Origin of the sequence: Deinococcus depolymerans (genome assembly GCF_039522025.1) — a bacterium.
In the GTDB taxonomy this organism is placed as follows: Bacteria; Deinococcota; Deinococci; order Deinococcales; family Deinococcaceae; genus Deinococcus; species Deinococcus depolymerans.
In genome coordinates this window covers 211,525-236,676 of sequence record NZ_BAAADB010000030.1, presented here as the reverse complement: position 1 = coordinate 236,676, position 25,152 = coordinate 211,525, and the positions used below count along the sequence as shown (strand labels likewise).

Annotated in this window: 20 protein-coding genes and 1 tRNA gene; 15 read left to right on the top strand and 6 right to left on the bottom strand. The window is 69.9% G+C overall.

The annotated features are described in order from the left end of the window. Positions 1 to 53: 53 nt before the first annotated feature. Both ABDZ66_RS15695 and ABDZ66_RS15690 read left to right on the top strand, forming a co-directional pair. Positions 54 to 135, top strand: a tRNA-Leu gene (locus tag ABDZ66_RS15695). A 417-nt stretch (positions 136 to 552) separates the two neighbouring features. Then, positions 553 to 1,275: a hypothetical protein gene (locus tag ABDZ66_RS15690; protein WP_343760888.1), complete on the top strand. Its 723-nt coding sequence runs from the start codon at positions 553 to 555 to the stop codon at positions 1,273 to 1,275. Positions 1,276 to 1,298: 23 nt separating this feature from the next. On the opposite strand, the gene ABDZ66_RS15685 is transcribed toward ABDZ66_RS15690, so the two are convergent. After that, on the bottom strand, positions 1,299 to 1,691 hold the full coding sequence (locus tag ABDZ66_RS15685) for an Hsp20/alpha crystallin family protein (protein ID WP_343760886.1): 393 nt from the start codon (positions 1,689 to 1,691) through the stop codon (positions 1,299 to 1,301). Between the two features lie 95 nt (positions 1,692 to 1,786). Between ABDZ66_RS15685 and miaA the strand changes: the two genes are divergently transcribed. The 3 genes from miaA (at position 1,787) to ABDZ66_RS15670 (ending at position 5,987) form a co-directional block, all read left to right on the top strand. Then, a complete protein-coding gene (gene miaA, locus ABDZ66_RS15680) occupies positions 1,787 to 2,686 on the top strand; it encodes a tRNA (adenosine(37)-N6)-dimethylallyltransferase MiaA (protein WP_343761070.1) in 900 nt (299 codons plus the stop codon). A gap of 217 nt (positions 2,687 to 2,903) precedes the next feature. Next, positions 2,904 to 4,145 carry a glucose-1-phosphate adenylyltransferase gene (glgC, locus tag ABDZ66_RS15675; RefSeq protein WP_343760883.1) on the top strand — a complete coding sequence of 414 codons (1,242 nt, stop codon included), beginning with the start codon at positions 2,904 to 2,906 and terminating at the stop codon, positions 4,143 to 4,145. A gap of 42 nt (positions 4,146 to 4,187) precedes the next feature. Beyond that, positions 4,188 to 5,987, top strand: a complete 1,800-nt coding sequence (locus ABDZ66_RS15670) for a hypothetical protein (protein WP_343760880.1) — start codon at positions 4,188 to 4,190, stop codon at positions 5,985 to 5,987. A gap of 256 nt (positions 5,988 to 6,243) precedes the next feature. Here ABDZ66_RS15670 and ABDZ66_RS15665 read toward each other — a convergent pair whose 3' ends face one another. Further along, entirely contained in the window at positions 6,244 to 7,890 is a 1,647-nt protein-coding gene (locus ABDZ66_RS15665) for a methylmalonyl-CoA mutase family protein (protein ID WP_343760877.1), read from the bottom strand. Between the two features lie 132 nt (positions 7,891 to 8,022). Between ABDZ66_RS15665 and ABDZ66_RS15660 the strand changes: the two genes are divergently transcribed. The 7 genes from ABDZ66_RS15660 to recQ all read left to right on the top strand — a co-directional run bounded on the left by ABDZ66_RS15660 (position 8,023) and on the right by recQ (position 17,073). Then, positions 8,023 to 8,976 (top strand): hypothetical protein, encoded by a 954-nt coding sequence (locus tag ABDZ66_RS15660; protein WP_343760874.1) that lies wholly within the window; start codon positions 8,023 to 8,025, stop codon positions 8,974 to 8,976. Between the two features lie 281 nt (positions 8,977 to 9,257). After that, on the top strand, positions 9,258 to 10,502 hold the full coding sequence (locus tag ABDZ66_RS15655) for an AI-2E family transporter (protein WP_343760872.1): 1,245 nt from the start codon (positions 9,258 to 9,260) through the stop codon (positions 10,500 to 10,502). Between the two features lie 230 nt (positions 10,503 to 10,732). Further along, the gene (gene typA / locus ABDZ66_RS15650) at positions 10,733 to 12,514 is read left to right on the top strand and encodes a translational GTPase TypA (protein ID WP_343760870.1); all 1,782 of its coding nucleotides are present in this window, start codon (positions 10,733 to 10,735) and stop codon (positions 12,512 to 12,514) included. A gap of 121 nt (positions 12,515 to 12,635) precedes the next feature. Further along, positions 12,636 to 12,923 (top strand): hypothetical protein, encoded by a 288-nt coding sequence (locus tag ABDZ66_RS15645; protein WP_343760868.1) that lies wholly within the window; start codon positions 12,636 to 12,638, stop codon positions 12,921 to 12,923. Positions 12,924 to 13,266: 343 nt separating this feature from the next. Next, positions 13,267 to 13,800, top strand: coding sequence for a GNAT family N-acetyltransferase (locus tag ABDZ66_RS15640; RefSeq protein ID WP_343760866.1), 534 nt, complete (start codon positions 13,267 to 13,269; stop codon positions 13,798 to 13,800). A gap of 32 nt (positions 13,801 to 13,832) precedes the next feature. Continuing rightward, on the top strand, positions 13,833 to 14,720 hold the full coding sequence (locus ABDZ66_RS15635; protein ID WP_343761068.1) for a hypothetical protein: 888 nt from the start codon (positions 13,833 to 13,835) through the stop codon (positions 14,718 to 14,720). Between the two features lie 97 nt (positions 14,721 to 14,817). Next, a complete protein-coding gene (recQ, locus tag ABDZ66_RS15630; protein WP_343760864.1) occupies positions 14,818 to 17,073 on the top strand; it encodes a DNA helicase RecQ in 2,256 nt (751 codons plus the stop codon). Here recQ and ABDZ66_RS15625 read toward each other — a convergent pair. The 4 genes from ABDZ66_RS15625 to asnS form a co-directional block, all read right to left on the bottom strand. Further along, on the bottom strand, positions 17,060 to 17,434 hold the full coding sequence (locus tag ABDZ66_RS15625; protein ID WP_343760862.1) for a DUF1622 domain-containing protein: 375 nt from the start codon (positions 17,432 to 17,434) through the stop codon (positions 17,060 to 17,062). The genes recQ and ABDZ66_RS15625 overlap by 14 nt on opposite strands. Positions 17,435 to 17,541: 107 nt before the next feature. Then, positions 17,542 to 18,336 carry a Cof-type HAD-IIB family hydrolase gene (locus ABDZ66_RS15620; RefSeq protein WP_343760860.1) on the bottom strand — a complete coding sequence of 265 codons (795 nt, stop codon included), beginning with the start codon at positions 18,334 to 18,336 and terminating at the stop codon, positions 17,542 to 17,544. A gap of 87 nt (positions 18,337 to 18,423) precedes the next feature. After that, positions 18,424 to 19,326 carry a PhzF family phenazine biosynthesis isomerase gene (locus ABDZ66_RS15615; RefSeq protein ID WP_343760858.1) on the bottom strand — a complete coding sequence of 301 codons (903 nt, stop codon included), beginning with the start codon at positions 19,324 to 19,326 and terminating at the stop codon, positions 18,424 to 18,426. Between the two features lie 262 nt (positions 19,327 to 19,588). Next, positions 19,589 to 20,929: an asparagine--tRNA ligase gene (gene asnS, locus ABDZ66_RS15610; protein ID WP_343760856.1), complete on the bottom strand. Its 1,341-nt coding sequence runs from the start codon at positions 20,927 to 20,929 to the stop codon at positions 19,589 to 19,591. Positions 20,930 to 21,102: 173 nt separating this feature from the next. Here asnS and ABDZ66_RS15605 point away from each other — a divergent pair, with 173 nt between their 5' ends. The 3 genes from ABDZ66_RS15605 to ABDZ66_RS15595 all read left to right on the top strand — a co-directional run bounded on the left by ABDZ66_RS15605 (position 21,103) and on the right by ABDZ66_RS15595 (position 25,079). Then, positions 21,103 to 22,101: a LacI family DNA-binding transcriptional regulator gene (locus tag ABDZ66_RS15605; protein WP_343760854.1), complete on the top strand. Its 999-nt coding sequence runs from the start codon at positions 21,103 to 21,105 to the stop codon at positions 22,099 to 22,101. A gap of 108 nt (positions 22,102 to 22,209) precedes the next feature. Continuing rightward, the gene (locus ABDZ66_RS15600; protein WP_343760852.1) at positions 22,210 to 23,679 is read left to right on the top strand and encodes an FGGY-family carbohydrate kinase; all 1,470 of its coding nucleotides are present in this window, start codon (positions 22,210 to 22,212) and stop codon (positions 23,677 to 23,679) included. Between the two features lie 17 nt (positions 23,680 to 23,696). Further along, entirely contained in the window at positions 23,697 to 25,079 is a 1,383-nt protein-coding gene (locus tag ABDZ66_RS15595; protein WP_343760850.1) for a GntP family permease, read from the top strand. Positions 25,080 to 25,152: the final 73 nt, after the last annotated feature.

Below are 25,152 nucleotides of genomic sequence, written 5' to 3'. Positions count from 1 at the left end.
GAATCCGTATGACATTGACCCCCGCCCCCCCACGCGCTACCATTCCCCACGCCGCCGGTGTGGCGGAATGGTAGACGCACTCGACTCAAAATCGAGCGGGAAACCGTAGGGGTTCGAGTCCCCTCACCGGCACCAGCAGGAGAGAGAACCCCGTGCGAAACGGGGTTCTCTCGTCTTGCCGTGGGGTGGTCATACGGACTGCGGTCTGTTTCGTTCAGACGGACTCCGCCACCGTACCGGGTTGCCGATTCCACGCCCGGCGGTCCTCTTTATTCCCACCCTGCGGAGCGGCTCGTCGGATCGCTTCGCCCGGCGTCCGTTTCATGTGGTGCGCAGAGGCTGGTGCGGGCCCTCCGGTGCCGCCCCTGGCTGCTCGAGGACAGGCGCGGTGGCTGCTTTGCCGACCAGCTGGCATCGGACCGGATGGCCAGCTGCGCGCCGGGAACCCGACTGGCCCTGGCGGCGTGGTGCGAGGTGCGCGGTGGGACGGGCCGTGCCGTCTTGAGCGGACCTTAACACGAGCTTGACAGTGTGGCTGTACTGTTGCTGCCTGTGAACCGTTTACAGTCTGCGCCCCATGACGGGCCGTCCGTCCGCCGTCAGCTGCTGCTTCCTTTCCTGGCGTACTTCCTGCTGCTGGCGTCCACCAGTTTCATTGCGGGGGGCATTGTTCACCTGGGACTCGGTGAGCACACGGTCTACTACCTGGGGCTGGCCGCCCTGGGGGTGGTGTGCTTCACGGCGGGTCATTACCTGCAGGAATTCGTGGTGCGGCGCCGGGCGCGACCCGACAACCTGCTGGGGTTTCTGCTCGTGTCGTTCGTCCTCTCGGTGGGGATCGGCATGATCACCGGCGGCGTTCAGCACTTCCCGGACAATCCCGCGTACTCTTCGCTGCTGATTCCTGTCGGTCTGATCCTGTCGCTCGGGGCGTTCCTGGCACGCGAGGGGGTGCAGCTGGGCCCCAAACTCCCGGTCCTGCTGGGCGGGACCGTGGTGGTGGCGGCGCTGCTGTTCGGCGGCCTGTTCACGGTGGCCCGGTCCATCACGGTGCCGGGACATGATGGGCACGCGCATGGTCCGGTGCCGGCGGTCCAGGCGGCGGACCCCATCCCGGCGGCCCCAGCAACGGCCCCAGCAACGGCCCCAGCAACGGCCCCCGCAACGGTCCCCGCAACGGCCCCAGCAACGGCAGCGGCTCCCGCCGCACCTGCGGCTGACCACGCGGCAGACGGTCACGGCGCGGCAACCGACGGGCACCACGACGGGCACTGAACAGTTCCCGCCGGGGCCGGCGGTCAGAGGGGCGTTTCGCTGGACTGCACGTTGATGGTCGGGTGCTTCTTCTCGAACCGGACGCACAGCACGCCGTTCGCGAGACTGGCCTCGCCGGTCTGCGGGAGGACGTCCTCGGGAAAGGTCAGGGTGCGGCGGAAGGTGCCGGCAGGCCGTTCGCCGCGCAGCAGCCGGTGGGTCTCGTCGCGCTGACCGGCAACCGTGACCGTACCGTCCTCCTCGAGCAGTTCCAGGGTATCGGGGTTCACGCCGGGCACGTCGAGGTACAGGATCAGGTGACTGTCGGCATCGGCCCAGTCGGCACTCGGAAGCCAGGGGCCGGTTCCGGTCAGGCTTTCCACCTCTTCGCGGAGGGTCATCAGGTGTTGCAGTCGCGCCAGCACGGGCTCGTTCATGTTCATACGCTATCACTGGCCTGTCCGGCGTGACTGTGGACCCGTCCGCCGCGGGGCATGGGAGGCGCGTGCCATCACGTACAATCCCTCGCGTGCTGAGTTCCATTCCGATCCTGACGGCGCCCACCGCGGCCGGTAAATCCGCGCTGGCACTGGCGCTGGCGCGGGAGTACCCGCTGGAGATCGTTTCGGCCGACGCGTTCACCGTGTACCGCGGTCTGGATATCGGCACGGCCAAACCGGCCGCGCCGGACCGCGCGGCCGCGCCCCATCACCTGCTCGACGTGGTGGACGTGACCGAGCCGTTCGACGTGGCCCGCTTCGTGGAACTGGCCGAGGCGGCCATCGCCGGCATTCTCGCGCGGGGACAGGTGCCGCTGGTGGTGGGAGGGACCGGGTTCTACCTTGCGGCCCTGACGCGCGGGCTGCCGCTCACGCCGCCCAGCGACGCGGCCCTGCGCGCCGACGTCGAGGCGGAACTGGCCGTTCGGGGCCTGGACGCCCTGCTGGCCGACGTGCAGGCCATCAACCCGGCGGAAGCGGCGCGGCTGGAACGTAACCCGCGCCGGGTTGTCCGGGCGCTGGAAGTGTACCGGCAGACCGGACGGTTCCCCGGCGAGTTCGGGCGCCGACCGCCCCGTTACCGCTATGACGTGACGGCCTTCACGCGCGATCCGGCGGATCTGGAAGCCCGGATGCTGGCACGGGTGCAGGACATGTTCCGCGCCGGATGGGCCGACGAGGCCGCCTGGCTCGCGCAGCGGGTCGCGCCGGACACCGAGCCGCGACCGACCGTCTGGCAGGCGCTCGGGTACCGCGAGGCGCTGGCCGTGGCGCGCGGCCACCTCAGTCCGGACGCGGCGGCGGCGCAGGTCACGCTCGCCACCCGGCAGTACGCCCGGCGGCAGCTGACGTTCACGCGCACGCAGCTGGGAAGCCCGGTATTAAGTGCAGGTGAAGCGGCGCGGCACGTGCGGACCCTGCTGTCCCGCTAAGGTGGGCGCGGTCTGAAGGCGCCGGACCGTCCGGAACGGAGCGCTCCGGACCCGGGCGCTCCGGACCTTGTCCCTGAGCAGATCGGTCCGCCTGCCGGCGCGCCGTTTCGCGTTACAGTATCGGCACAGCACAGGGACTCACGGTTTACCGGTCTGATCGGCGGTTCAGCGGTCACGTTCAACTGCCTGACCGCCGGTCCATTGAAGGGGGTATCGCATGAAACCACGGGTTCTCGGCATGATTCTCGCGGGCGGGCAGGGGTCCCGTCTGGCGCCACTGACGCAGAAGCGCAGCAAGCCCGCCGTTCCCTTCGGCAGCAAGTACCGCATCATCGATTTCGCCATCAACAACTTCATCAACTCCGGCGTGTTCTCCGTGTACGTCCTCACGCAGTACAAGGCGCAGAGCCTCACCGAGCACATCCAGCGCGGCTGGCGCTTCGGGACGTTCCTCAGCGACTACTTCATCACGCTGGTGCCCGCGCAGATGTACCGCATCGAGGAACTCGGGCCGGTCTGGTACCGCGGGACCGCCGACGCCGTGTACCAGAACATGCACCTGATCGACAACTACGACGCGGATTACGTCGCGATCTTCAGCGGTGACCACATCTACAAGATGAACGTGGAACACATGCTGCAGAAACACATCGAGACCCGCGCGGACGTCAGCATCGCCGCGTACCCCATGCCGCAGGAGCAGGCGCACCAGTTCGGCGTGATGCACGTCGACGCGAACTGGCGCGTCACGGACTTCCTGGAAAAACCCAAGGACCCGCCCAGCATTCCCGGCCAGCCCGGCACCAGCCTGACCAGCATGGGCAACTACATCTTCTCGCGCCGCGCGCTGGAAGAACTGCTCGAGACGAACATGGGCGGCGGCGAGAGCGGTTTCGATTTCGGTGGGGACGTCATCCCGCGCGCCCTGAGTGACGGGTACAACGTCATGGCGTACGACTTCCACCGCAACCCCATCCCCGGTCAGGCCGGCCCGAACACCTACTGGCGTGACGTGGGCACCCTGGACGCCTACTACGAGGCGAACATGGACCTCGTCAGCATCAACCCGGAATTCGACATCTACAACCCGGAATGGACCCTGCGCACCAGCAGCGAGTTCTCCCCGCCCGCCAAGTTCGTGCACGAGAGCGACGGCCGCAAGGGGCAGGCGTTCAACACCATCATGGCCGGGGGCGCGATCATCAGCGGCGGGACCGTCCGCGACTCGATCCTGGCGCGCGGCGTCCGCACCCACTCGTACTCCCTGGTGGAGAGCTGCGTGCTGTTCGACGATGTCGAGGTGGGCCGGCACGCGCACCTGCGCCGCTGCATCGTGGACAAGAACGTCATCATCCCGCCCGGCACGAAGATCGGCCTCGACCCGGAGGAGGACCGTGCGCGCGGCTTCACCGTCACGGAAAACGGTGTGGTCGTGGTGCCCAAGGGCTACACCTTCTGACCGGACCCGGACCCCGCCGGGGGGCGCGGTAGACTTCCCGGTGTGAAATTCCGCATTCCTGCCGCCGGCCTGATCTCCCTTCTGCTCGGTGCGCCCGCCGCCGGCCTGGGCCTGGGTGCCCCGGCCGGCGTGTTCCTGAACGGCCCGGTAACCGTGACGGGCGCCCGCCTGCTGCCCGGCGACCGCGTCGCCACCTGCCTGGGCGCCCGCCTGGTCGTTCTGGACGCCACCGGTGCCGCGTCACGCAGCGTTTCCACGGGCGCCGAATGCGCGGGCCTCGCCGTCAGTCCGGACGGCCAGCTGGCACTCACGACCACGGCAGCCGGGAACGGAACGGGCGTCGTCAGCGTCTGGCGGCTCGCGGACGGCCAGCGCGCCGCCCAGTGGACCGTCGCGGACCTGACCGGCGCGGGCTTCAACGGCCCCGATACCGTCCTGATCGGCAGCGCACGCGTCACCGAGCAGTTCAGCCTGACCGGCAGCCCCCGGCCGCCACTGACGCAGCCCGGCGTGACGTTCCTGACGACCTCCCCGGACGGATCGCGCGCCGTCGTGGGCCGCGACCGGCGCGTGCAGCTGCTCGACACGCGCAGCGCCGCCGTCCTGTCCGGATACCTCTGCGACGAAGCCTGCCCGGTCGGCACGGTGGGCTTCGGTGCCGACAGCCGCAGCGCCGCCGTGCAGGCCGGACGGCAACTGATCGCGCTGCGCGAGAACTACCCCAGCAGCGTCGTCACCCGCGACACCCCGCACGTCGCCGGACTCCCCCTGCGGGACGGCACGGTCCTCACCCTGGACGGCGTTCCCGGCAACGGCGAACTGCAACGCCGCGACCTGCTGACCGGCCGCCGCGAGAAGACCCTCAGCGTGCCCGGCGGGGCGATCCGGCCGGTGCAGGTGACGGCCGACCAGCAGGTCCTGGGGATCGCGCCCGACAGCCTGACCATCGGCCCGGCCGAGCAGCCGGCCACGCGCCGCCTGCCCCTGCCGGCACGGCCGGTCGGCGGCGGCCTGGATCCCGTCACGGGCCGCGCCGCCGCGCTGCTCGGGAACGGCACGCTGCTCGCCGGGCCGACGACCGCGCCGCAGGTACGGGCCGTGCAGACCATGAACCGCGCCACCTGGACGCTCAGCGCCGACAGCCGCGGCCGCCTGAACCTCGGGCAGTTCTCGGGCGGCGCCGTGCGGACCGTCGCCCCGGCCGGGACCGCCACGCACCTCAGCGTCAACCACTGGGGCAACGCGGCCGGCATCTGGAACGACGACCGCCTGACCGTGATCGGCCCGGCCGGCCAGCGGCTCGGGACGGTCGATGCGCCCCGGCTGCTGGCCGGAGCGCGCGTGACCGTCTCACCCGACGCGACCCGCGCGTTCGTCGTGCCCGCCCAGGGGGACGCCTTCGTGACCCTGCTGGGCAGCGGCAAACGCTTCCCGCTGCCCGTGGCGCCCGGCCGGCGCGCCGGCGACGTGCAGATCAGCGGCCGGGGCGTCCTGGCCGTCACTGCCGCCGACGGCACCACCGACCTGTACCGGCCCGGCGTGCGGGTCCCCTTCGCGACGCTGCGGGCCGCCGCGCCCCGGGAGACCCTCAGCGGGCCCCGGTTCAGCCCCGACAGCACCCTGCTGGCCCTCCCGGCCCGCGATGAACGCGGATGGCGCGTGGACCTCGTGAACGCCGCGACCGGCCAGCTCGAAACCCGCACGCCGCCGCTGGCCGATCCGCCCAGCTTCCTCGCCTGGGCCGCCGACAGCCGCGCACTGACCGTCGGGGCCAGCCTCCTCGACCGGCTGGACAGCCTGAGCGTGTTCCCGCTCAGTGGCCCGGTCGGACCGGACCACTGAGCGCAGGGTCAATCCCGCTGAATCGAGCGTGTCTGATGCGGACTCCGGTGGAATGGCTCGCAAAGCCCCTGGATCTGAGCGGGGGCGACTCGCGGGGCGGCCCCGCCCGGCAGGCCGTAGCAGACGGACTCCGATTGTTTCGTTCACAGATCGGAACACCACCGATCTGTCAACTCCACGTCCGGAACCCGTTTTTTTCCTTCTCGCATCCGCTCGGATTGAACGGGCTCAGCAGCCCATTCAATCCGAGTCCGTATCAGACGACGGCGGGTTCCACGTACTCGCCGTACACGGTCTTCAGGACGTCCATCTGTTCGCCCAGCGTGACGTAGGCGTGCGCGCATTCCAGGAAGGCCGGCATGGAGTTCGCGCCGGTCACGGCCGTGTCGCGCAGCGCTTCGATGGCCGCCTGGACGCGTTGTGGGTCGCGCTCGCGGCGCACTTGCGCCAGCCGCGCTTCCTGAACGCGCTCGACCTGCGGGTCGATCAGCTGGATGGGCACCTCGACGGCGTCCTGCACGAAGTCGTTCACGCCGACCACGATGCGGTCCTTGCTCTCGACCTCGCGCTGGTAGCGGTAGGCGGCCTCGGCCATCTCCAGCTGGAAGAAGCCGCTGTCGATGCCGGCCTCCACGCCTCCCATGGCGCGGATCTGCTCGATGTAGCCCATCGCGGCGGCCTCGATGTCGTTCGTGAGTTTCTCGACGTAGTAGCTGCCGGCCAGGGGATCCACCACGCCGGCCACGCCGGTCTCGTACGCGATGATCTGCTGGGTGCGCAGGGCGATGGTCGCGGCTTCCTCGGTGGGCAGCGCCAGCGCCTCGTCGAAGGCGTCGGTGTGGAGGCTCTGCGTGCCGCCCAGCACCGCGGCCAGCGCCTGAATGGCGACGCGGGCGATGTTGTTCAGCGGCTGCTGCGCGGGCAGCGACACCCCGGCGGTCTGGGAGTGGGTGCGCAGCATCCAGGAGCGGGGGTTCTTAGCGCCGTAGTGGTGACGCATCTGCCGCGCCCAGATGCGCCGGGCGGCGCGGAGTTTGGCGATCTCCTCGAAGAAGTCGTTGTGGATGTCCCAGAAGAAGCTGATGCGCGGCGCGAATTCATCGATGTCCAGGCCGCGCTCCAGTGCCTTCTCCACGTAGTGGAAGCCGTCGGCGAGGGTGAAGGCGAGTTCCTGCACGCCGGTCGCGCCGGCCTCGCGGATGTGGTAGCCGGACACGCTGATGAAGTTCCATTTCGGGACGACCCGCGGGCCCCACTCGAAGGTGTCGATGACCAGTTTCACGCTGGGGGCGGGCGGGTAGATGAATTCCTTCTGCGCGATGAATTCCTTCAGGATGTCGTTCTGGATGGTGCCGCCCACCTGCCCGAGGTCCTTGCCCTGCTTCTGCGCGTTGGCGATGTACATGGCCCAGATGGCGTTCGCGGGGGAGTTGATGGTCATGGACGTCGTGACCTGCGTGGGGTCGATGCCGCGGAACAGGATCTCCATGTCCGCGAGGCTGCTGACCGCCACGCCGCACTTGCCGACCTCACCCTTGCTGAAGGGGTGGTCGCTGTCGTAGCCCATCAGGGTGGGCAGGTCGAAGGCCGTGGACAGGCCGGTCTGCCCGGCGCGCAGCAGCGCGTGGAAGCGTTCGTTGGTCTGCTCGGCGCTGCCGAAGCCCGCGAACATGCGCATGGTCCAGAGTTTGCCGCGGTACACGCTGGGCTGCACGCCGCGCGTGTACGGGTACTCGCCGGGGTAGCCCAGGTCCCGTTCGGCGTCCCAGTCTTTCAGGTCGTCGGCGGTGTAGATCGGCTCGGGTTCCATGTCCGAGAGGTTCTTGAAGTTGTACTTGCGTTCCGGGAATTTCTGCGTGGCGGGGGCGTAGACGCTCTGCATCCACTCGTTCTTGCTTTTCATGGTGGGACCTCCGGGGGGCGGGGGAGAGGCTGGAACAAACGCTCGTTAGGTTGCGCCCAGGATAGCAGGCGGCCGCCCGGCCGGCCCACATGCGGCACCGTGCCCGCCCGCCCGGCGCTACCGTGTCCGGCAGTGACGACCACCGACCCCCTGCCCGGCACTGCCGACCTGCCCGGCGCCACCGAACTGGCCGCCTTCACCCTCGCCGCCCAGCACCCCGCCACGCACGGGTGGACCGACCCGGCTGCCCGCCTGGGCACCCTGGCCGATGAACACGGGTTCGACCTGCAACTCGCCACCGACCTCGACCTCGCCGCGCAGCGGGCCGGCTTCCTGAATGCCGGACCTGCCGCGCCCGCCTACCTGAACCGCTGGGTGCCGGCGGGCGGCGACCTGCACGCCATGCTGAGCATCCGCTTCGAGGGCCTGGACGTCACGAAACCCTTCGTGGACGTCAGCGTCACCAGCCGCCCCGTCACGCGCGCCGACCTGCCTGCGCTGGCGGCCGCGGCCCGCGTGTACGCCGCGTTCCACCCGCCCCGCCTGCGTTTCTGGAGTGCCGCCCCCATGACCGACTGGGCGGACCTCAACCCGGACCGGCGCGTGCTGGCCGCTCCCGTGGGGGACCTGCGCGGGCACCCCGTCCCGGACGGCCTGACCCTCACCCCCACCCCCGACACCGGCCGGTACGCCGACGCGCAGGCCGCCTACGACGCCGTGGACGCCGCCCACCCCCACCACCCGCAGGAGGCCCGCCTGCTGAGCGCCGACGACCTTCAGGAGTGCATCGATGCCAGCACCATGTTCGACGTGCACTGGCGCGGCGGGTGGGCCGGGTACGCCGGAACCCTCGCGTACCCGCAGCTGGGCCTGGACGCGCAGGTCGTGCAGGAACTCCTGCTGGCCCCGCACGCACGCGGCCATGGCCTGGGCGCGGCCCTGAGCACCCTGCTCGCCCGCCACCTGCCCGACCCGGCCCAGGTCCTCAGCGGCACCGTTCACGGCCGTAACCAGGGCGCACGGGAGGCCGCGCGGCGCGCCGGACGGCAAGACGTGGGCGGCTGGTGGTGGATTCCGCTGCCGTGATACGGACTGCCGTCTGTGTCGCCCTCCACCCGCCAACGCACCGGGTTGCCCGCCCACGCCCGGCTGCCCCATCTGCTCCGGGCCGCCTCGCTCGGATGGAACGGTGTTGGCAACTCATTCAATCGGAATCCGTATGAGGCCCTGCACGCCGGCGGGCGCGGCGTCCGGGCAAGGGTGAAGGGACGCTCAAGCGCCAGGAGCGCGGGCGGCTTACAGCCGGGACTGCCGGGCTTCTACACTGCGTTTCTCATGCCACGCTCAGCGCACTGCCGGGGACGCCCGTGACCGCCCCCGACGCCCGCCCTCCCAGCAGCATCTTCGTGCTGAACCTCCTGCCGGTCGCGACGGCCGTCATCCTGATCCTGCTGTCCCTGTCGTTTTTCAGCAAGGTCGCGCCCAGCCTGCTGGCCATCACGCTGGCCATCATCGTCGCCACCGCCCTGAACCCGGTCGCGCGTCGCCTGGAACAGTGGATGCCCCGCGCCGCGGCAGGCACCCTGACCGTGCTGCTGGTGGTCGCCGTGATCGGGGTGGCCCTGTTCCTGGCCGTGCCGCCCATCGCGGCGCAGCTGGGCAGCATCGGCGGCAGCACCTTCGACCTCAGCCGCATCGAACCGAAACTGAACGCCTGGCTGCGCGCCCACCCGCAGATGGACGCCATGCTGCCCGACGATCTCTTCGACCGGGTGCAAAAGCAGCTGGGCATCCTGAGCAGCCGCGCCGCCGAACAGCTGCCCAGCCTCCTGAGCCTGATCCTGGGCGGCGTGTTCACCGGCCTGGTCACACTGGTCATGGTGGTGTACGTCCTGGGAAATCCCGTCCCACTCGTGAACGGCGTGCTGGGCGCCGTGCCACCCCAGCACCGGCTGGCCGCCACCTACGCCCTGGCGCAGATCCTCAAGCAGACCGGCGCGTGGGGCCGCGCCACCCTGCTGGTGATGCTCGTCACGGGCAGCTGCACCGCGCTGGGCTTCTACCTGCTGGGCGTGCAGAACTGGCTGGTGTTCGGACTGCTGGCCGCGCTGGGTGAACTGGTCCCCACCATCGGCCCGATCGTGGCGACCGTTCCGCCCATCCTGTTCACCCTGGCCGACGATCCGCAGAAGGCTGTGTGGGTCGCCGCATTCGTGCTGGTGTTCCAGCAGGTCAGCGGCTTCGCCCTCAGCCCCCTGCTGGTGGGCGGCGCCGGGAACCTGCACCCCCTGAGCGTCATCGTGGGCGTCGTGCTGTTCGGAGGGGTGTTCGGACTGGTGGGCGCGTTCCTGACCGTTCCGTTCCTGATCGTCATCAAGGCGGTCTACCAGCACTTCTACCTGCGGGAGGCCCCGGACATTCCCGACGCGGTCGCCATGGCCCTGATCAGCGGCGTTGTCGAGGAACAGCTCGAACGTGAGGAGGAAGCCCGCGAGGCCGTCCGCAGGGCCCGCGCCGAGGTGCAGGAAGCCGAGCTGGAGCGCCAGCTCGAACAGGGCGAACTGAACCTCGAGGAGGCGCTCGACGCGCCGCCCCCCACCGACCGACCCTGACAGCCCGCCGCGCCCCAACCGGCCCCGCAGCTGACATGAGAACAACACCCTCCAGTTATGGTAAAATCCTGTTTTGGGTGTCCCGCCCACGATGACAGTGCGGCGGGCGTTTTATGCAACGCGCTTATGCACCACGCGGTTCATGCGTCACTGCAGGGACACTGCCGCCCCTCGCGCCCAGGCCCGCACAGGCCGGACGGCGTGGCCGGGCGGACAAAGGACGGACAGTTATGGAATACAGAAACATCGCGATCATTGCACACGTCGACCACGGTAAGACCACCCTCGTGGACGCGCTGCTGCGCCAGACCCTGAAACTCGGCCACGGTGAGGAAATCGTGGAACGCGCCATGGACAGCAACGACCTTGAAAAAGAGCGTGGCATCACCATCCTCGCGAAGAACACTGCCGTCGAGTACAAGGGCGTCAAGATCAACATCGTCGACACCCCCGGCCACGCCGACTTCGGCGGGGAAGTCGAACGCGTCCTCGGCATGGTCGACGGCGCCCTGGTCCTCGTGGACGCCGCCGAAGGCCCCATGCCCCAGACCCGCTTCGTGCTGCGCAAGGCCATCGAACTGGGCCTCAAGCCCATCGTGGTCGTCAACAAGATCGACCGCAACGACGCCCGCCCCGAAGAAGTCGTGAACCTGACCTTCGACCTGATGGCCGAACTCGGTGCGAACGACGACCAGCTGGACTTCCCGATCCTGTACGCCATCGCCCGCGACGGCAAGGCCTACAAGGAACTCGACAAGCCCCAGGACGACATGCACGAACTGTTCGACATGGTCCTCGAGCACATCCCCGCCCCCAGCGTCGACGTCGACGCCCCCTTCCAGATGCTCGTCACGAACCTCGACTACAACGAGTACCTGGGCCGCATCGTCCTGGGACGCGTCAAGCGCGGCACCGTCAAGAAGGGCGAGTTCGTCCAGCTGATGCACAAAGACGGCACCATGACCAAGAGCCGTGTCGTGCAGCCCTTCACGCACATGGGCCTGCGCCGCATCGAAGTCGACTCTGTCAGCGCCGGCGACATCGTCGCCCTGGCCGGCATCGAGGACGCGCAGATCGGTGAGACCGTCGCCGACCTCGCCGACCCCGAAGCGCTGCCGATCATCACCGTCGACGAACCCACCGTCAGCATGATCTTCCAGCCGAACACCAGCCCCTTCGCGGGCCGCGACGGCAAGTACGTCACCAGCCGCCACCTGAACGACCGCCTGAAGAAAGAAGTCATGACCAACGTGTCCCTGAAAGTCGAGGAGATCCGCCCCGACGAATTCAAGGTCAGCGGCCGCGGCGAACTGCACCTCTCGATCCTGCTCGAAACCATGCGCCGCGAAGGCTACGAAGTGCAGGTCGGCGCGCCCCAGGTGATCATCCGCGAGATCGACGGCGAGAAGCACGAGCCCATCGAGCACCTCGTCCTCGACATGCCCGAGAGCCTCTCCAGCGCCGTCATCGGCGTGCTGGGCAGCCGCAAGGGCCAGATGGTCAACATGGAACCCATGGGTAGCCGCGTCCGCGTGGAATTCAAGATCCCCAGCCGCGCGCTGTTCGGCTTCCGTAACCAGTTCCTGAGCATGACGCAGGGCGAAGGCATCATGAGCCACATCTTCGACGGGTACGCCCCCTGGGCCGGCGAGATCAAGAGCCGCCAGAACGGCAGCCTCGTCTCCATGGAAGACGGCCCGGCCTTCGCGTACTCCATCTGGAAACTCCAGGACCGCGGCTCCTTCTTCATCGAGGCCGGCGCGGAAGTGTACGTCGGCATGATCGTCGGCGAGAACGCCCGCGAGCAGGACATGAACGTGAACGTCTGCAAGAACAAGAAGCTCACGAACGTCCGCTCCAGCGGCGCCGACGACGCCCTCACCCTGACGCCCATCCGCCGCCTGAGCCTCGAGGACGCCCTCGAGTACATCAGCGAAGACGAACTCGTGGAACTCACCCCCAACAACATCCGCCTGCGCAAGAAGATCCTGAACCCCAGCCTCCGCAAGTAACGCAGCTGGACAGGGCCGCCCGATTCACAGGGCGGCCCTTCTGTTTGCTTATGTCTTCCCGGTGGGGGCGCGCCATCCGGTGCTCACACCACTTCAACCCCTTGCAGCTATACCGTGTGTCATGTCCCGCCTGCTGCTCACCTCAGTCGCGGTCCTCATTCACGGAGTGCTCTCTCAGGGGCTGGCCGCTGACCCGCTGATGGCGCAGCGCATGGCCAGCAAAGAGGCCGTGCAGGAGCATTCCAGGCTTCACCCGACGCATGTCTGCGCTGCAAACGGGGGTGACTGGCACACGGACATTGTGGCGTTCCCGGCAGGCCGGGCAGACCGGATGTACATCTTCAGTGCAGGGGCCGCCTGGGCCTTTCAGATCAGGTCGGGTCAGGCGGCACTTGTGTGGTGCGGGTAGGCAACCGATACGTCGGCAGCCAGCTGGAAGCCGTCAACGAACGTACTGCGGGCACTGATCTTTCCGCTGCGAACCACAGCCGGTACGCTGCGGGATGAGGCGGCGCTGGACGTATTCTCCGGCTTTGCAGGAAGTCTGACCACAAGGAAGCTGAGTGCAGCGGGCAAGATCACCTGCACAAGGGAACGCTTCGACGCGCAGGAATTTCGCAGTGCCTGGCAATTCGATGGCCGTGATACCTGCCCGTGAAGGTTCCCGGCCGTTCCCCGAAGGACGACTCCAGACGCTGTCATTCGGAGAGGTGGCCTAGGCGGGCGGCCCGTGCTGGCGGTAGGGTCAGTGCATGCCCGACCTGCCTACCGCCGACCTGCCCACTGTCCGCCCTGCCACCCGCGCAGACGTTCCGGCCATCCTGGAGATCTACAATCACGCGGTGCTGCACACGACGGCCAGTTACGACCTGGAGCCGGTGAGTCTGGAATCGAGGCTGGCGTGGTTCGATCACAAGGTGCAGGATGGCTGGCCGGTACTGGTGACGGACCGTGACGGAGTGGTGACGGGCTGGGCGACGTTCGGGCCGTTCCGGGAGAAGCCGGGGTACCGGTTCACGGCCGAGCATTCCGTGTACGTCCGGGAGGACTGCCGGGGCGCTGGTCTGGGCCGGGCGCTGCTACTGGCGTTGATCGCGCAGGCGCGGGAGCGTGGGCTGCGCTCGCTGATCGGCGGCGTGGACGCCGGGAACGCCGGGAGCCTCGCGTTTCACGAGGGACTGGGGTTCCGGCAGGTGGCGCACTTCCGGCAGGTGGGGTTCAAGTTCGGGCGCTGGCTGGACCTGGTGTTCCTGCAACTGCCGCTGGTGGAAGCGGGTGTACCCTGAGTCATGCTGGAATTCATGGAGGGACGCGCGTGATGGACCTGGGTGACCTGCTGGGACCGCTGGGCTGGACGGTGCAGGTGGCGGCGGCGTTCGCCATCGCCTTCTTCGCCCGGACGGTGTTCTCGCGGGAAGGGAAGACGTTCGCGGGCGTGGCGCGGGCCTCGGCGGTCATTGCGCTGCTGGCGGTGCTGGGCGCGGCGTGGGTGGTTCACCCGGCGGCCGGGATGCTGCTGGGGTTCTTCGGGTCGCGGGCGTTCGGGAACTGGCGGCCCGCGCAGCCGGGACTGACGGCGGCCCTGCTGGCGGCCGTGGTGTTCATGGCGCTCGGGGCGGGGTGGTTGGTCTACCCTCTGTTCTTCATGGGGCTGGCGTGGGCGGTGTCGGGCGGGTTCGGGCAGCGGGAGCGGGCGCCGCAGGCGGAGGCTGCGCAGCTCCCGGAACTTCCGGCGCAGGTGCCGGGCGTGTCGCTCGCCAAGAGCGCGCCGGACGATCGCCTGAACGGGTACGTGCAGGACGCCCGCCTGCCCGCCGACGCGCGCGCGCAACTGGCGGCCCTGAACATCCGCACGCGGGAGGCGCTGGACCTGCTGCGCGGCCAGGGACAGGAGGGCAGCGAGGCGGGGTACCTGACCCGCGCCGTGCGTGAGGAGTACGCGCCGAACGCGGTGGAGGCGTACCTGAAGCTGCCGCGCACCCTGGCGGACAGCGCACCCCTGCAGGACGGCAAGACCGGCCGAGCGTTGCTGGTCGAGCAGCTGGAATTGCTGCTGGGTGGCGTGCAGGAGGTGCTGAACTCGGCGCTTCAGTCGGGCGGGCAGGAGTTGCTGACGCACGGGCGCTTCCTGCGGGACCGGTTCGCGAAGCCCACGCTGGACCTGGGGGCGGACCTGCGGGTGCCGGTTGAAATCAAGTCTCGCTGATCGCTGACTCCCGGCGGGGCTGCCCCCGCGGTGCCGGGCCCGGTTCCGGCAGCTCCCGCGGTTACGTCCTGTGCGTAACGCGCTATGCTGGAGGGGAATGTCTGCTCCTGCCGCGTCCACCACCCACGACACCGCCGCCCTGAACGTCCTCAAGCGCGTGTGGGGCTACGACGCCTTCCGGGGCGTGCAGGCCGACATCGTCCGCACGGTCGCGGGCGGCGGCAACGCCCTGGTCCTCATGCCCACCGGCGGCGGCAAGAGCCTGTGCTACCAGGTGCCCAGCCTGCTGCGCCCCGGCGTGGGCGTGATCGTCTCGCCGCTGATCGCGCTGATGAAGGACCAGGTGGACACCCTGCGGGCGCTCGGCGTGCGGGCCGCGTTCCTGAACTCCACCCTGTCCCTGGACGGCGTGCGCGAGGTCGAATCGGCCCTCATGCGCGGCGACCTGGACCTGCTGTACGTCGCGCCGGAACGCCTGCTGCTGCCGCGCACGCTGGACCTGCTCGACCGCGCACCCGTCGCGCTGTTCGCGGTGGACGAGGCGCACTGCGTCTCCCAGTGGGGGCACGACTTCCGGCCCGAGTACCAGGGCCTGAACGTGCTGCCCGACCGCTACCCGCACATTCCGCGCCTCGCGCTGACCGCCACGGCCGACGACCGCACCCGCGCCGACATCCTGAACGTCCTGCAGCTGGGCGGCGCGCCGCAGTTCATCAGTTCCTTCGACCGCCCGAACATCCAGTACCGCGTGGCGAACAAGGAAGGCCCCAAGACGCAGCTGCTGGACTTCATCAACGCCGAGCACCGCGGCGACGCCGGCATCGTGTACTGCCTGTCGCGCAAGAGTGTCGAGGAGACCGCCCGCTGGCTCCAGACGCAGGGCGTGGACGCCGTCGCCTACCACGCGGGCCTCCCGCCACGCGAACGCAACAGCGCCCAGGAACGCTTCCTGAACGAGGAGGGACTGGTCGTGGTCGCCACCGTCGCCTTCGGCATGGGCATCGACAAACCCAACGTGCGCTTCGTGGCGCACCTGGACCTACCCAAGAGCATGGAAGGCTACTACCAGGAAACCGGTCGCGCCGGACGTGACGGGCTGCCCAGCACCGCCTGGATGGTGTACGGCCTGGCGGACGTGGTGAACGTGCGCCGCATGCTGGCCTCCAGCGACGCGCCCGAGGAGGTCAAGCGCGTGGAGGCGGCGAAACTCGACGCGCTGCTCACGTACTGCGAGGCTGCCACCTGCCGTAGACAGGTGCTGCTGTCGTACTTCGGCGAGGAACTGCCGGCTCCCTGCGGGAACTGCGACACCTGCCTGAACCCGCCCAGCGTGCGCGACGCGACCCGCGAGGCGCAGATGGCACTGTCCGCCGTGATCCGCACCGGCAACCGCTTCGGCGCCGCCCACCTGACCGACGTGCTGATGGGCCACGCCACCGAACGCGTCGTCAGCCTCGGGCACCACCAGCTGCCCACCTTCGCGGTCGGCGCCGCGCACGACGAGAAGTACTGGCGCGGCCTGCTGCGGCAACTCGTGAGCCTCGGGTACCTCGCCGCCGGGGAACACCACGGCCTGAGCGCCACCGGCAAGGCCCGCGCCATCCTGAAAGGCGAGCAGACCCTCGCCCTGCGCGAGGACACCCTGGCCCCCCGCCCCAGCAAACGCGACCGCGACCGCGCCAGGAGCGGGCCGGGCCGCGCACCCGTCGCGGCCGCCGACCAGCCGCTGTTCGAGGCCCTGCGCGCCTGGAGGCTGGAACGCGCCCGCGCGCAGGGCGTCCCGCCGTACGTGGTGTTCACGGACGCCACCCTGAAAGCCGTCTGCGACCTGAAACCCACCAGTCACGCCCTGCTGGGCACCGTCAGCGGCGTCGGGCAGCGCAAACTCGCCGATTACGGCGACGAGGTCGTGCAGATCGTCCGTGACCACCTGACCGGCACGCCCGCCCCGCAGGCCAGCCCGCAGGAGCGCGGCGTGCGCGAGAACAGCGCCGTGCTGGGCGTCCTGCGCGGCGCTGTTCCCAGCGCCCCGCGCCCGGGCACTCCGGTTCCCAGCACCCCGGCCCTGCTGGACGCCCCGCCCACCCTGTCTGCCACGGCCCGCCCGGACCTCACGGACCGCGTCGCCGACGCCCTGCGCGACCTGCGCCGCGACCTGACCCGCGAGACCGGCCTGAGCGCCTACGTGGTGTTCACGAACGCCACCCTGGACGCCCTGGCCGACCGTCAGCCGCAATCGGTGGCGGCACTGGCCGACATTCCCGGCCTGGGTCCCAAACGACTGGAGAACTACGGCGAGCGCATCGTGCAGGCCATCCGCAGCGTCACGGAGGGCGGCGTCACGGGCGAGTGACCGCGTCCTGGGCTGCGCCCTCCTGCCGGGCGTGGTGTCCGTCGATCTCGCGTTGCAGGAAGTAGTTCAGCAACGTGCGCAGCGTGGCGATCGCCGCCAGCTTGCCGATGTCGTCCCAGGTGGGGGCGATCGCGGTCCGCAGGATGTCGGCGGCCAGCGTGAACTCCAGCGCCACCGCCAGCCAGCGCGCCAGTTCCAGCCGCAGGCTCTCCTTCTGAGCGTCCGGTGCGCCGCTGGGCCGCACGAACGCCAGCAGCGCCCGAACCGCGCCCACCAGCGCCGCCACCCCAATGATGACGGCCGCCGTGAGTTCCACCCCCAGCGCCACGTACTCCGTCCAGACTTTCACCAGTTCAGGCATACGCCCCAGCCTGCCACGGGCGCGGGCAGCGGTAAACGGTGGACGGTTGATGGAACAGCCACCTGTTCTCCATCAACCGTCCACCCTCAGCCATCAACCCCGCGCGCTTACAGCGTGAGGGCCAGTTCGACCGCCTCGCGCAGGCCGCCGTCGTCCACGTGCGCCACGCGGTAGCGGGAGGCGGCCACGGCGGGCGGGTCGGCGTTCCCCATGGCGACCGGGTGCCCGACGACGCGCATGGCGGTCACGTCGTTCTCGCCGTCGCCGACCATCATCACGCGGTCCATGGGCACGCCGTAGTGCGCGGCGATGCGTTCGATGGCGCTGCCCTTGCTGACGCCCGCGCGGGTCACGCTGATGAACGACACTTCCGGCATGACCGGGCTGCCTGCCGGGTGCAGGTCCAGGCCGTCGTGCGGTTCGTTCACGACGGCGGGCTCGTCGGTGCGCGGCACGACCCACTGCACGCGCACGACCGTGCCGTCCAGGCTGTCCGGGGTGCGGGCCTCGTACGGGACGCCCAGCAGCGCCGCGTGCCGCTCGGCGAGGTCCCCGGGGTGCGTGATTGCGAATTCCAGGTCCGTGTACACCTCCAGCAGGCGGCCTGCCTCGTGCGCCCGCCCGATCAGTTGCGGCAGGGCCTGCGGCGGGAACGCCTCGCTGAGGCTCTCGCCGCTGCTGACCTTCACGACGCTCGCGCCGTTCTGGAACACGTGCCAGCCGTCCGGGTCCAGCCTCTGCGCGTACGCGCGGGCGTTCCCGATGGCGGGCCGCCCCGAGCACAGCGCGATGTGCACGCCCTTCTCGCGGGCGTCGGCCAGCGCGGCCCACACGTCGTCCCGAATCACGTTCCCGGTGCCGACCAGGGTGCCGTCCACATCCACACAGATCAATCCAAGCATCCGGGCACTATAGGCCCGGACCGTCAGCGCAAGGCCCGGTGGGGTGGACAGGTGGGCGGTCTGGCCGGAGAGGCGGGGGGGTTCAGCTCAGCTGCGCACGCCGGACCGGCGGGGCGTCCACTGCCCCTCGCGTTCCAGCGTGGCCTGCCCACCCACGTGGACGGCCGTGACCTTCTCGCCCGTGAGTTCCAGTTCGACCTCGATCTCGCCGGGCGTGCCGAGCGCGTGTCCCTGGTAGATCATGCCGCAGGCGCGGCCCTGCCGGACCGGCAGGCGGCCCTGACTGGCGAGCAGCGCCATGAGTGCGCCGCCGCTGCTGCCGGTCACCGGGTCTTCCGGGATGCCCAGTGCCGGCGCGAAGTCCCGCGCGGCGAAGCGGTTGACGCCCATCGGGGCGTAGGCGTAGATGCTGCCCACGCCCAGCGCCTCGGTCAGCGCGTGGATGCGCGGGAAGTCCGGTTCCAGGCCGTCCAGGATCAGGGCGTCGAGCAGCGGCACGAACACGCTCCACAGGCCGGTGCTGGCGGCGGCCATGGGCAGGCCCCGGTGGATCATGCGGGCGTCGATGCCCAGCGAGTCGGCCAGCTCGCCTCGCAGCGTGGGGGGGACGACGCGGTACTGCGGCGCGGGCTGCTGCATCCACACGCGCCACGGCACGCCCGCACGGCATTCCAGTCGCAGCGGGATGCGCCCGGCCAGCGTGTCGAGGGCCAGGGCCTCGCCGCGCCACAGGCCCGCCTGCGCCAGCGTGAGGCCGAGCGCGACGGTCGCGTGCCCGCAGAAGTCGACCTCCTGGGTGGGCGTGAAGTACCGCACGCGCGCCAGTCCGTCCGCGTGTCCCAGGACGAACACGGTTTCCGGGGCGTCCAGCATGGCGGCCAGTGCCTGCATGTCCTGCCGGGTCAGGTGAGCGGCGTCCAGCACCACCCCGGCACGGTTGCCGTGGCCGGGTGTGTCGGTGAAGGCACTCACCTCGCAATACGCGATCATGGGGTCAGTCTACCGCATCGGGCGGGGCGTTCCGGGAGTCGGGGTGCGGCCAGAAGCGGCGTGATCGGCCTCCCCGAGCGTGGGTCGGGGCGGATGGACGGATCCTCTTGATCGACCTGGTCAATGCAACAATTCTTTCACGACCTGGGATAATCGTGAATATATTCACTTGCTTTGCCCCTGTTCTCCATCACCTCACACCGTCAACAGAGAGGGGCGAGGCAGGCCGTCTCCGGCTCACCCCGCCCCACTCGACCGGTCTTCAGGGACGCATACGGGTCAGCATGCGCGGGAACGGAATCGCCTCGCGGATGTGGTCGATGCCGGTGATCCACGCGATCACGCGTTCCAGGCCCATGCCGTACCCGGCGTGCGGCATGCTGCCCGTGCGGCGCAGGTCCAGGTACCACTCGAAGGCTTCCAGCGGCAGGCCCTCGTGCTCGATGCGGGACTTGAGCAGGTCGTAATCATGAATGCGTTCGCTGCCGCCTATGATCTCGCCGTAGCCGTCCGGGGCGATCATGTCGTCGCACAGCGCCACGCGGGGGTCCTCGGGGTCCGGCTGCATGTAGAACGCCTTGATGGCCGCCGGGTACCGCTCGATGATCACGGGCCGGTCGAAGTGATGCCCCAGGATCGTCTCGTGCGGTGCGCCCAGGTCGTCACCCCACTCGACGGGCTGCACGTCCTCCTGCACGTTCGGGGGCAGGTCGCGGTCCTCGATGTGTTTGCGGATGATCTCCAGCGCCTCGGTGTACGTGACGCGCGGGTAGTTGCCTTCCGCCGCGCCCGCCAGTTTGCTCACGTCGCGGCCCAGCAGGTCCAGTTCCGCGCGGCACTCCTCCAGGACCCGGCGCACGATGAAGCTCACCATGCGCTCCTGCAGGTTCATGTTCTCGGTGTGGTTGCTGGGCACCACCTCGGGTTCGATCATCCAGAATTCCAGCAGGTGACGCCGCGTCTTGCTCTTCTCGGCGCGGAAGGTCGGGCCGAAGGTGTACACCTTCCCGAACGCGAACGCGCCCGCCTCGGCGTGCAGCTGCCCGGTCTGGCTCAGGTACGCCTTGTCCTCACCGAACAGGTCGATCTCGAACAGTTCCGTGGTGCCCTCGGCGGCGTTCGGCGTGAAGAACGGCGCGTCGAAGCGGATGAAACCCTCACCGTGGAAGAAATCCACGATGGCGCGCTGCACGCAGTCCCGGACCCGCATGATCGCCCACGGGCGGCGGTGACGCAGCCACACGTGCCGGTGGTCCATCAGGAACTCGATGCCGTGCTCCTTGGGCGTGATGGGGTACTCGCCGTGGTTCTCGCTGATGGGGGAGAGGTCCCGCACGCTGAGTTCCACGCCGCCCGGCGCGCGGTCGTCCGCGCGGACCTCGCCGGTCACGGTGACCGCCTGCTCCTGTGTCAGGCGTTTGGCGAGTTCGAACACGTCCTCGGGCACGTCGGTCTTGAACACGGTCGCCTGCACGAACCCGCTGCCGTCCCGGAGTTTCAGGAACTGGATCTTGCCCTTGCCGCTCTTGTCCGTCAGCCACGCGTGCAGCGTGACCGTCTCGCCCACGTGGGCTTTCAGGTTCTGGATGCTGGTTGAAGCCATGAGCGGAATTATACGGATTCCGTCTGTTCCGTTGACAACCCGGAAGGACACCGGGTTACCAACTCCACGCCCGGAACCCGCCCTGCTCCTACTCGCTCCGCTCGGGTTGAAAGCTTTTGCAAACCTTTCAACCGGAGTCCGTATTATACGGGCCGCGCGCTATGCTCCGGCGCATGAAGGGAACCGGGAAGGGCGTGACGCTGGCCGACGTGGCTCGCGAGGCCGGCGTGAGCAGCATGACCGTCAGCCGCGCCCTGAACCGCCCGGACATCGTGACCGCACAGGTCCGGGAGCGCGTGCAGGCCGCCGTGGACGCCCTGGGGTACATCCCGAACCGCATGGCCGGCACGCTGGCCGGCGGCGGCCCCGTGCGCCTGCTGCCGATGGTCCTGCCGACCCTGCACCACAGCGTGTACGTGCCGTTCCTGGAGGGCGTGCAGCGCGGCCTGACCCAGCCGGGCTGGCAACTGGCGATCGACCTGACCGAGTACGACCCGCAGCGCGAGTGGCGCGCCGCGCAGCAGTTCCTGTCCCTGCGCCCCGACGTGATGGTCCTGGCGGGCACGGATCACGACCCGCGCGTGCTGCCCGCCCTGCGGCGCTTCGGCGTGCGGATCATCGAGGTCATGGACGCCCGGCCGGATCCGGCGGACCTGCTGATCGGGTACGACCACGCGCAGGCCGGGACCATGGCGGCCCGGCACCTGATCGAACGCGGGTACCGGCACCTCGCGTACGCCAGCTGCCTGGGCGTCGGGGACGCCCGCAACGCTCGCCGGATGCAGGCCTTCCGTGCCGAGGCGGAACGCTGCGGCGTGCCCTGCGCCGCCGAGAACGTCGAGGAACCCTCCTCGATCGAGGTGGGCGTGACCCTGCTGCGCCGCCTGCTGACCCGCGAGCCCGGCGTGGACGCCATCTACTTCTCGAACGACGACGTGGCGGCCGGGGCGCTGTTCGAGTGCCTGCGCCAGGGTCTGAGCGTGCCGGGCCGCGTGGCGATCCTGGGGCACAACGACATGAGCATCTCCGCGCACGTGCACCCGGCCCTGAGTACCGTCTTCACGCCCCGCGAGGAGATCGGCGCGGAGGTCGCCCGCCGCCTGAACGCCCCCACCCTGAAGGGCGGCCTGGTCACCTTCCCCTGCGAACTCCGCCAGCGGCAGACGACCTGACCGGGCCGGTGCCGGGACGGGGCGCTTGACTTCCGCTGCGGTGAGGCCTAACTTGCCGTATCTCAACTGCACCACCCTGTTAGCGCTAACAGAGCGCGCCGGAGACCCATGCCGAACCCCACCCACCCCCCACCCAGCCCGCCGCTGGTGGTCGCCTTCGACCTCGGCACCACCGCCCTGAAAGCCGTCCTGTTCCACGGCCGCACCGAACGCCACCGCCTGCAGTTCCCCTACCCCCTGCACGCCGAGCAGCCCGGACAGGCCACCCAGCGCCTCCCGGACCTGATGCAGGCATTCACGCTCGCCCTCGGCGGCATGGAAGAGTACCTGACCCGCCACGACCTGACCCCGCAGGCCGCCGGATTCAGCAGCGCCATGCACACCCTGACCCTGATCCGCCCCGGCGGTCCGTCCGACGTGTTCACCTTCGCGGACCTGCGCGCCGGCACCGGCGGCCACCCCGTCACGCACCTGCACGCGCAGACCGGCGTGCCCTGGCACCCCATGACCCCGGCCGCGAAACTCGCCGCGCTGCACGCCGCCGGGCAACTGCACGACGTGGAACGCGTCAGTGGCGTGAAGGAAGAACTGCTGCGCCGCTTCTTCGGCGTGTACTGGACCGACCAGAGCACCGCCTCCGCCACCGGCCTGCTGGGACGCGGCGGCACCTACGACCCGCAGGCCCTCGCGCAGGCCGGCGTCACCGCCGCGCAACTGCCCACCGTGCACCCCATCGAGACGCCGCTGCCGCCCCTGCAACCCCCCTACCGCGCCCGCCACCCACGCCTCGCCGCCGCCCACTGGGCCATCGGCGCCAGCGACGGCGTGACCGCCACCGAGGGCCTCGGCATCACCCGCCCCGACCAGGCGGCCCTGTCCGTCGGGACCAGCAGCGCCGTGCGTACCTTCACGCCCCGCCCCGCCGCCGACCCGCACGCCCACCTGTTCAGCTACCGCGCCGACCAGGGCGGCCAGGAACGCTACCTGACCGGCGGCCCCAGCAACAACGCCGGCATCGTCCTGAACTGGCTGCGCGACCAGCTGAACATCCCCCAGGACCTCGACGACCTGTTGCACGCCACCACGCCCGGCGCACGGGGGCTGCTGTTCCTGCCCGCCCTGAGCGGCGAACGTGCCCCGCTGTGGGACCCGCACGTCAGCGGCAGCCTGCTGGGCCTGGGCCTGCACCACTCCCAGGGCGACATCGCCCGCGCCGGCATGGAAGGCGTTGCCCTGCACCTCGCGTGGCTGTCCGACCTGCTCGCCAGCGGCACGCAACCCCTGCGCGAGTACCGCGCGACCGGCGGCCTGACCCGCTCGCGCGCGTGGCTGCGCGTCCTGGCGAACGCCCTGAACGCCCCCGTCCTCATCCCCGACGGCGCCGACCTGTTCGAGGGCAGCGCCTTCGGCGCGGCCCTGATCGCCGCCCGCAGCGCCGGACTGGACCTCCCGCACACCCTGACCTTCCACGCGGTCGAACCCGACACCGACGCCCCGCTGTACGCCACCCTCGGCCGGAAGTACCGGCACGCTGCCCTCGCCCTCCAGACCCTCACGCACGAACTGCGCGCCCTGTAACGCGTCCCCGGAGCCTCATGGATACCTTCGTTCAGACCCTGTCCGCCCCCACGCTGCTCGGCATTGCCGCCGCCGCCGTGGCCGCCCTGCTGTTCCTGATCATGGCGCTGCGACTGCACGCCTTCGTCGCGCTGATCCTGATCAGCCTGATCACCGCCTTCGCCACCGGCCTGCCCAACGGCGAGATCGTGAAAGTCCTCACCGACGGCTTCGGCAGCACCCTCGGCAGCGTCGCCCTGCTCGTCGGTCTGGGTGCCATGCTGGGCCGCCTCGTGGAAACCAGCGGCGGCGCGAAAGTCCTGGCGGACACGCTGGTCACCCGCTTCGGCGAGCACCGCGCCCCGCTCGCGCTGGGTGTGGCCTCACTGCTGTTCGGCTTCCCGATCTTCTTCGACGCCGGACTGATCGTCATGCTGCCCGTCGTGTTCGCCGTCGCCCGCCGCCTGAACCAGCCGGTCCTGCGCTTCGGGCTGCCCGCCGCCGGGGCGTTCTCCGTCATGCACGTGTTCGTCCCGCCGCACCCCGGCGCGGTCGCCGCCGCCGACCTGCTGAAGGCCGACATGGGCACCCTGATCGGCGTGGGCCTGCTCGTCGCGCTGCCCACCTGGTTCCTCGCCGCGTACCTGTTCGGCCTGTGGGCCGGGAAACGCTACCCGAACCCCGTCCCGGAACTCCTCAGCGGCGGCGCCCTCAGCGTCGAGGCGCCCAGCAACCCGCCCGGCGCCACCACCGTGATCGCCACGCTGCTGCTGCCCCTGATCCTGATCTTCGGGAACACCGGCCTGAACGCCCTCGCGACCGCCGGCAGCCTCGACGCCGCCAACCCGGCCGTCGTCCTGATCCGCCTGTTCGGGAACACGCCCGTCGCCCTGCTGATCTCCGTCCTGGTCGCCGCTGTCGTCCTCGGCGCCCGCCGGGGCCGTGACCCCGTCACCATCGAGAAACTCCTCGATTCCTCCCTGGGGCCCATCGCTTCTGTCGTCCTGATCACCGGGGCGGGCGGGATGTTCGGCGCGGTCCTGCGCGCCAGCGGCATCGGGGACGCCGTGTCCGGCAGTCTCGCCGACCTGGGCGTGCCCGTCATCGCCGCCGCCTTCCTGATCGCCGCCATCCTCCGCATCGCGCAGGGCAGCGCCACCGTCGCCCTGCTGACCGCCGCCGGCCTCATCCAGCCCGCCGTGGCCGCCGCCGGGTACGCGGGCACCGACGTGGCCGCCATCGTCGTCGCTGCCGCCGCCGGGTCCGTCGTCGTGTCGCACGTCAACGACTCCGGCTTCTGGCTGGTCGGCCGCCTCCTGAACCTCGACATTCCCACCACCTTCAAGACCTGGACCGTCATGGAAACCCTGATCGGCGTGATCGGCTTCGCGCTCGCCGTGCTGATCTTCACCGTGCTGTGAATGGACGGCAGGGAGTGGGAAGTGGGGCGGGGTTGACGCGGGCGCAGGTGCCGCCCACACGCTGTTGACCATC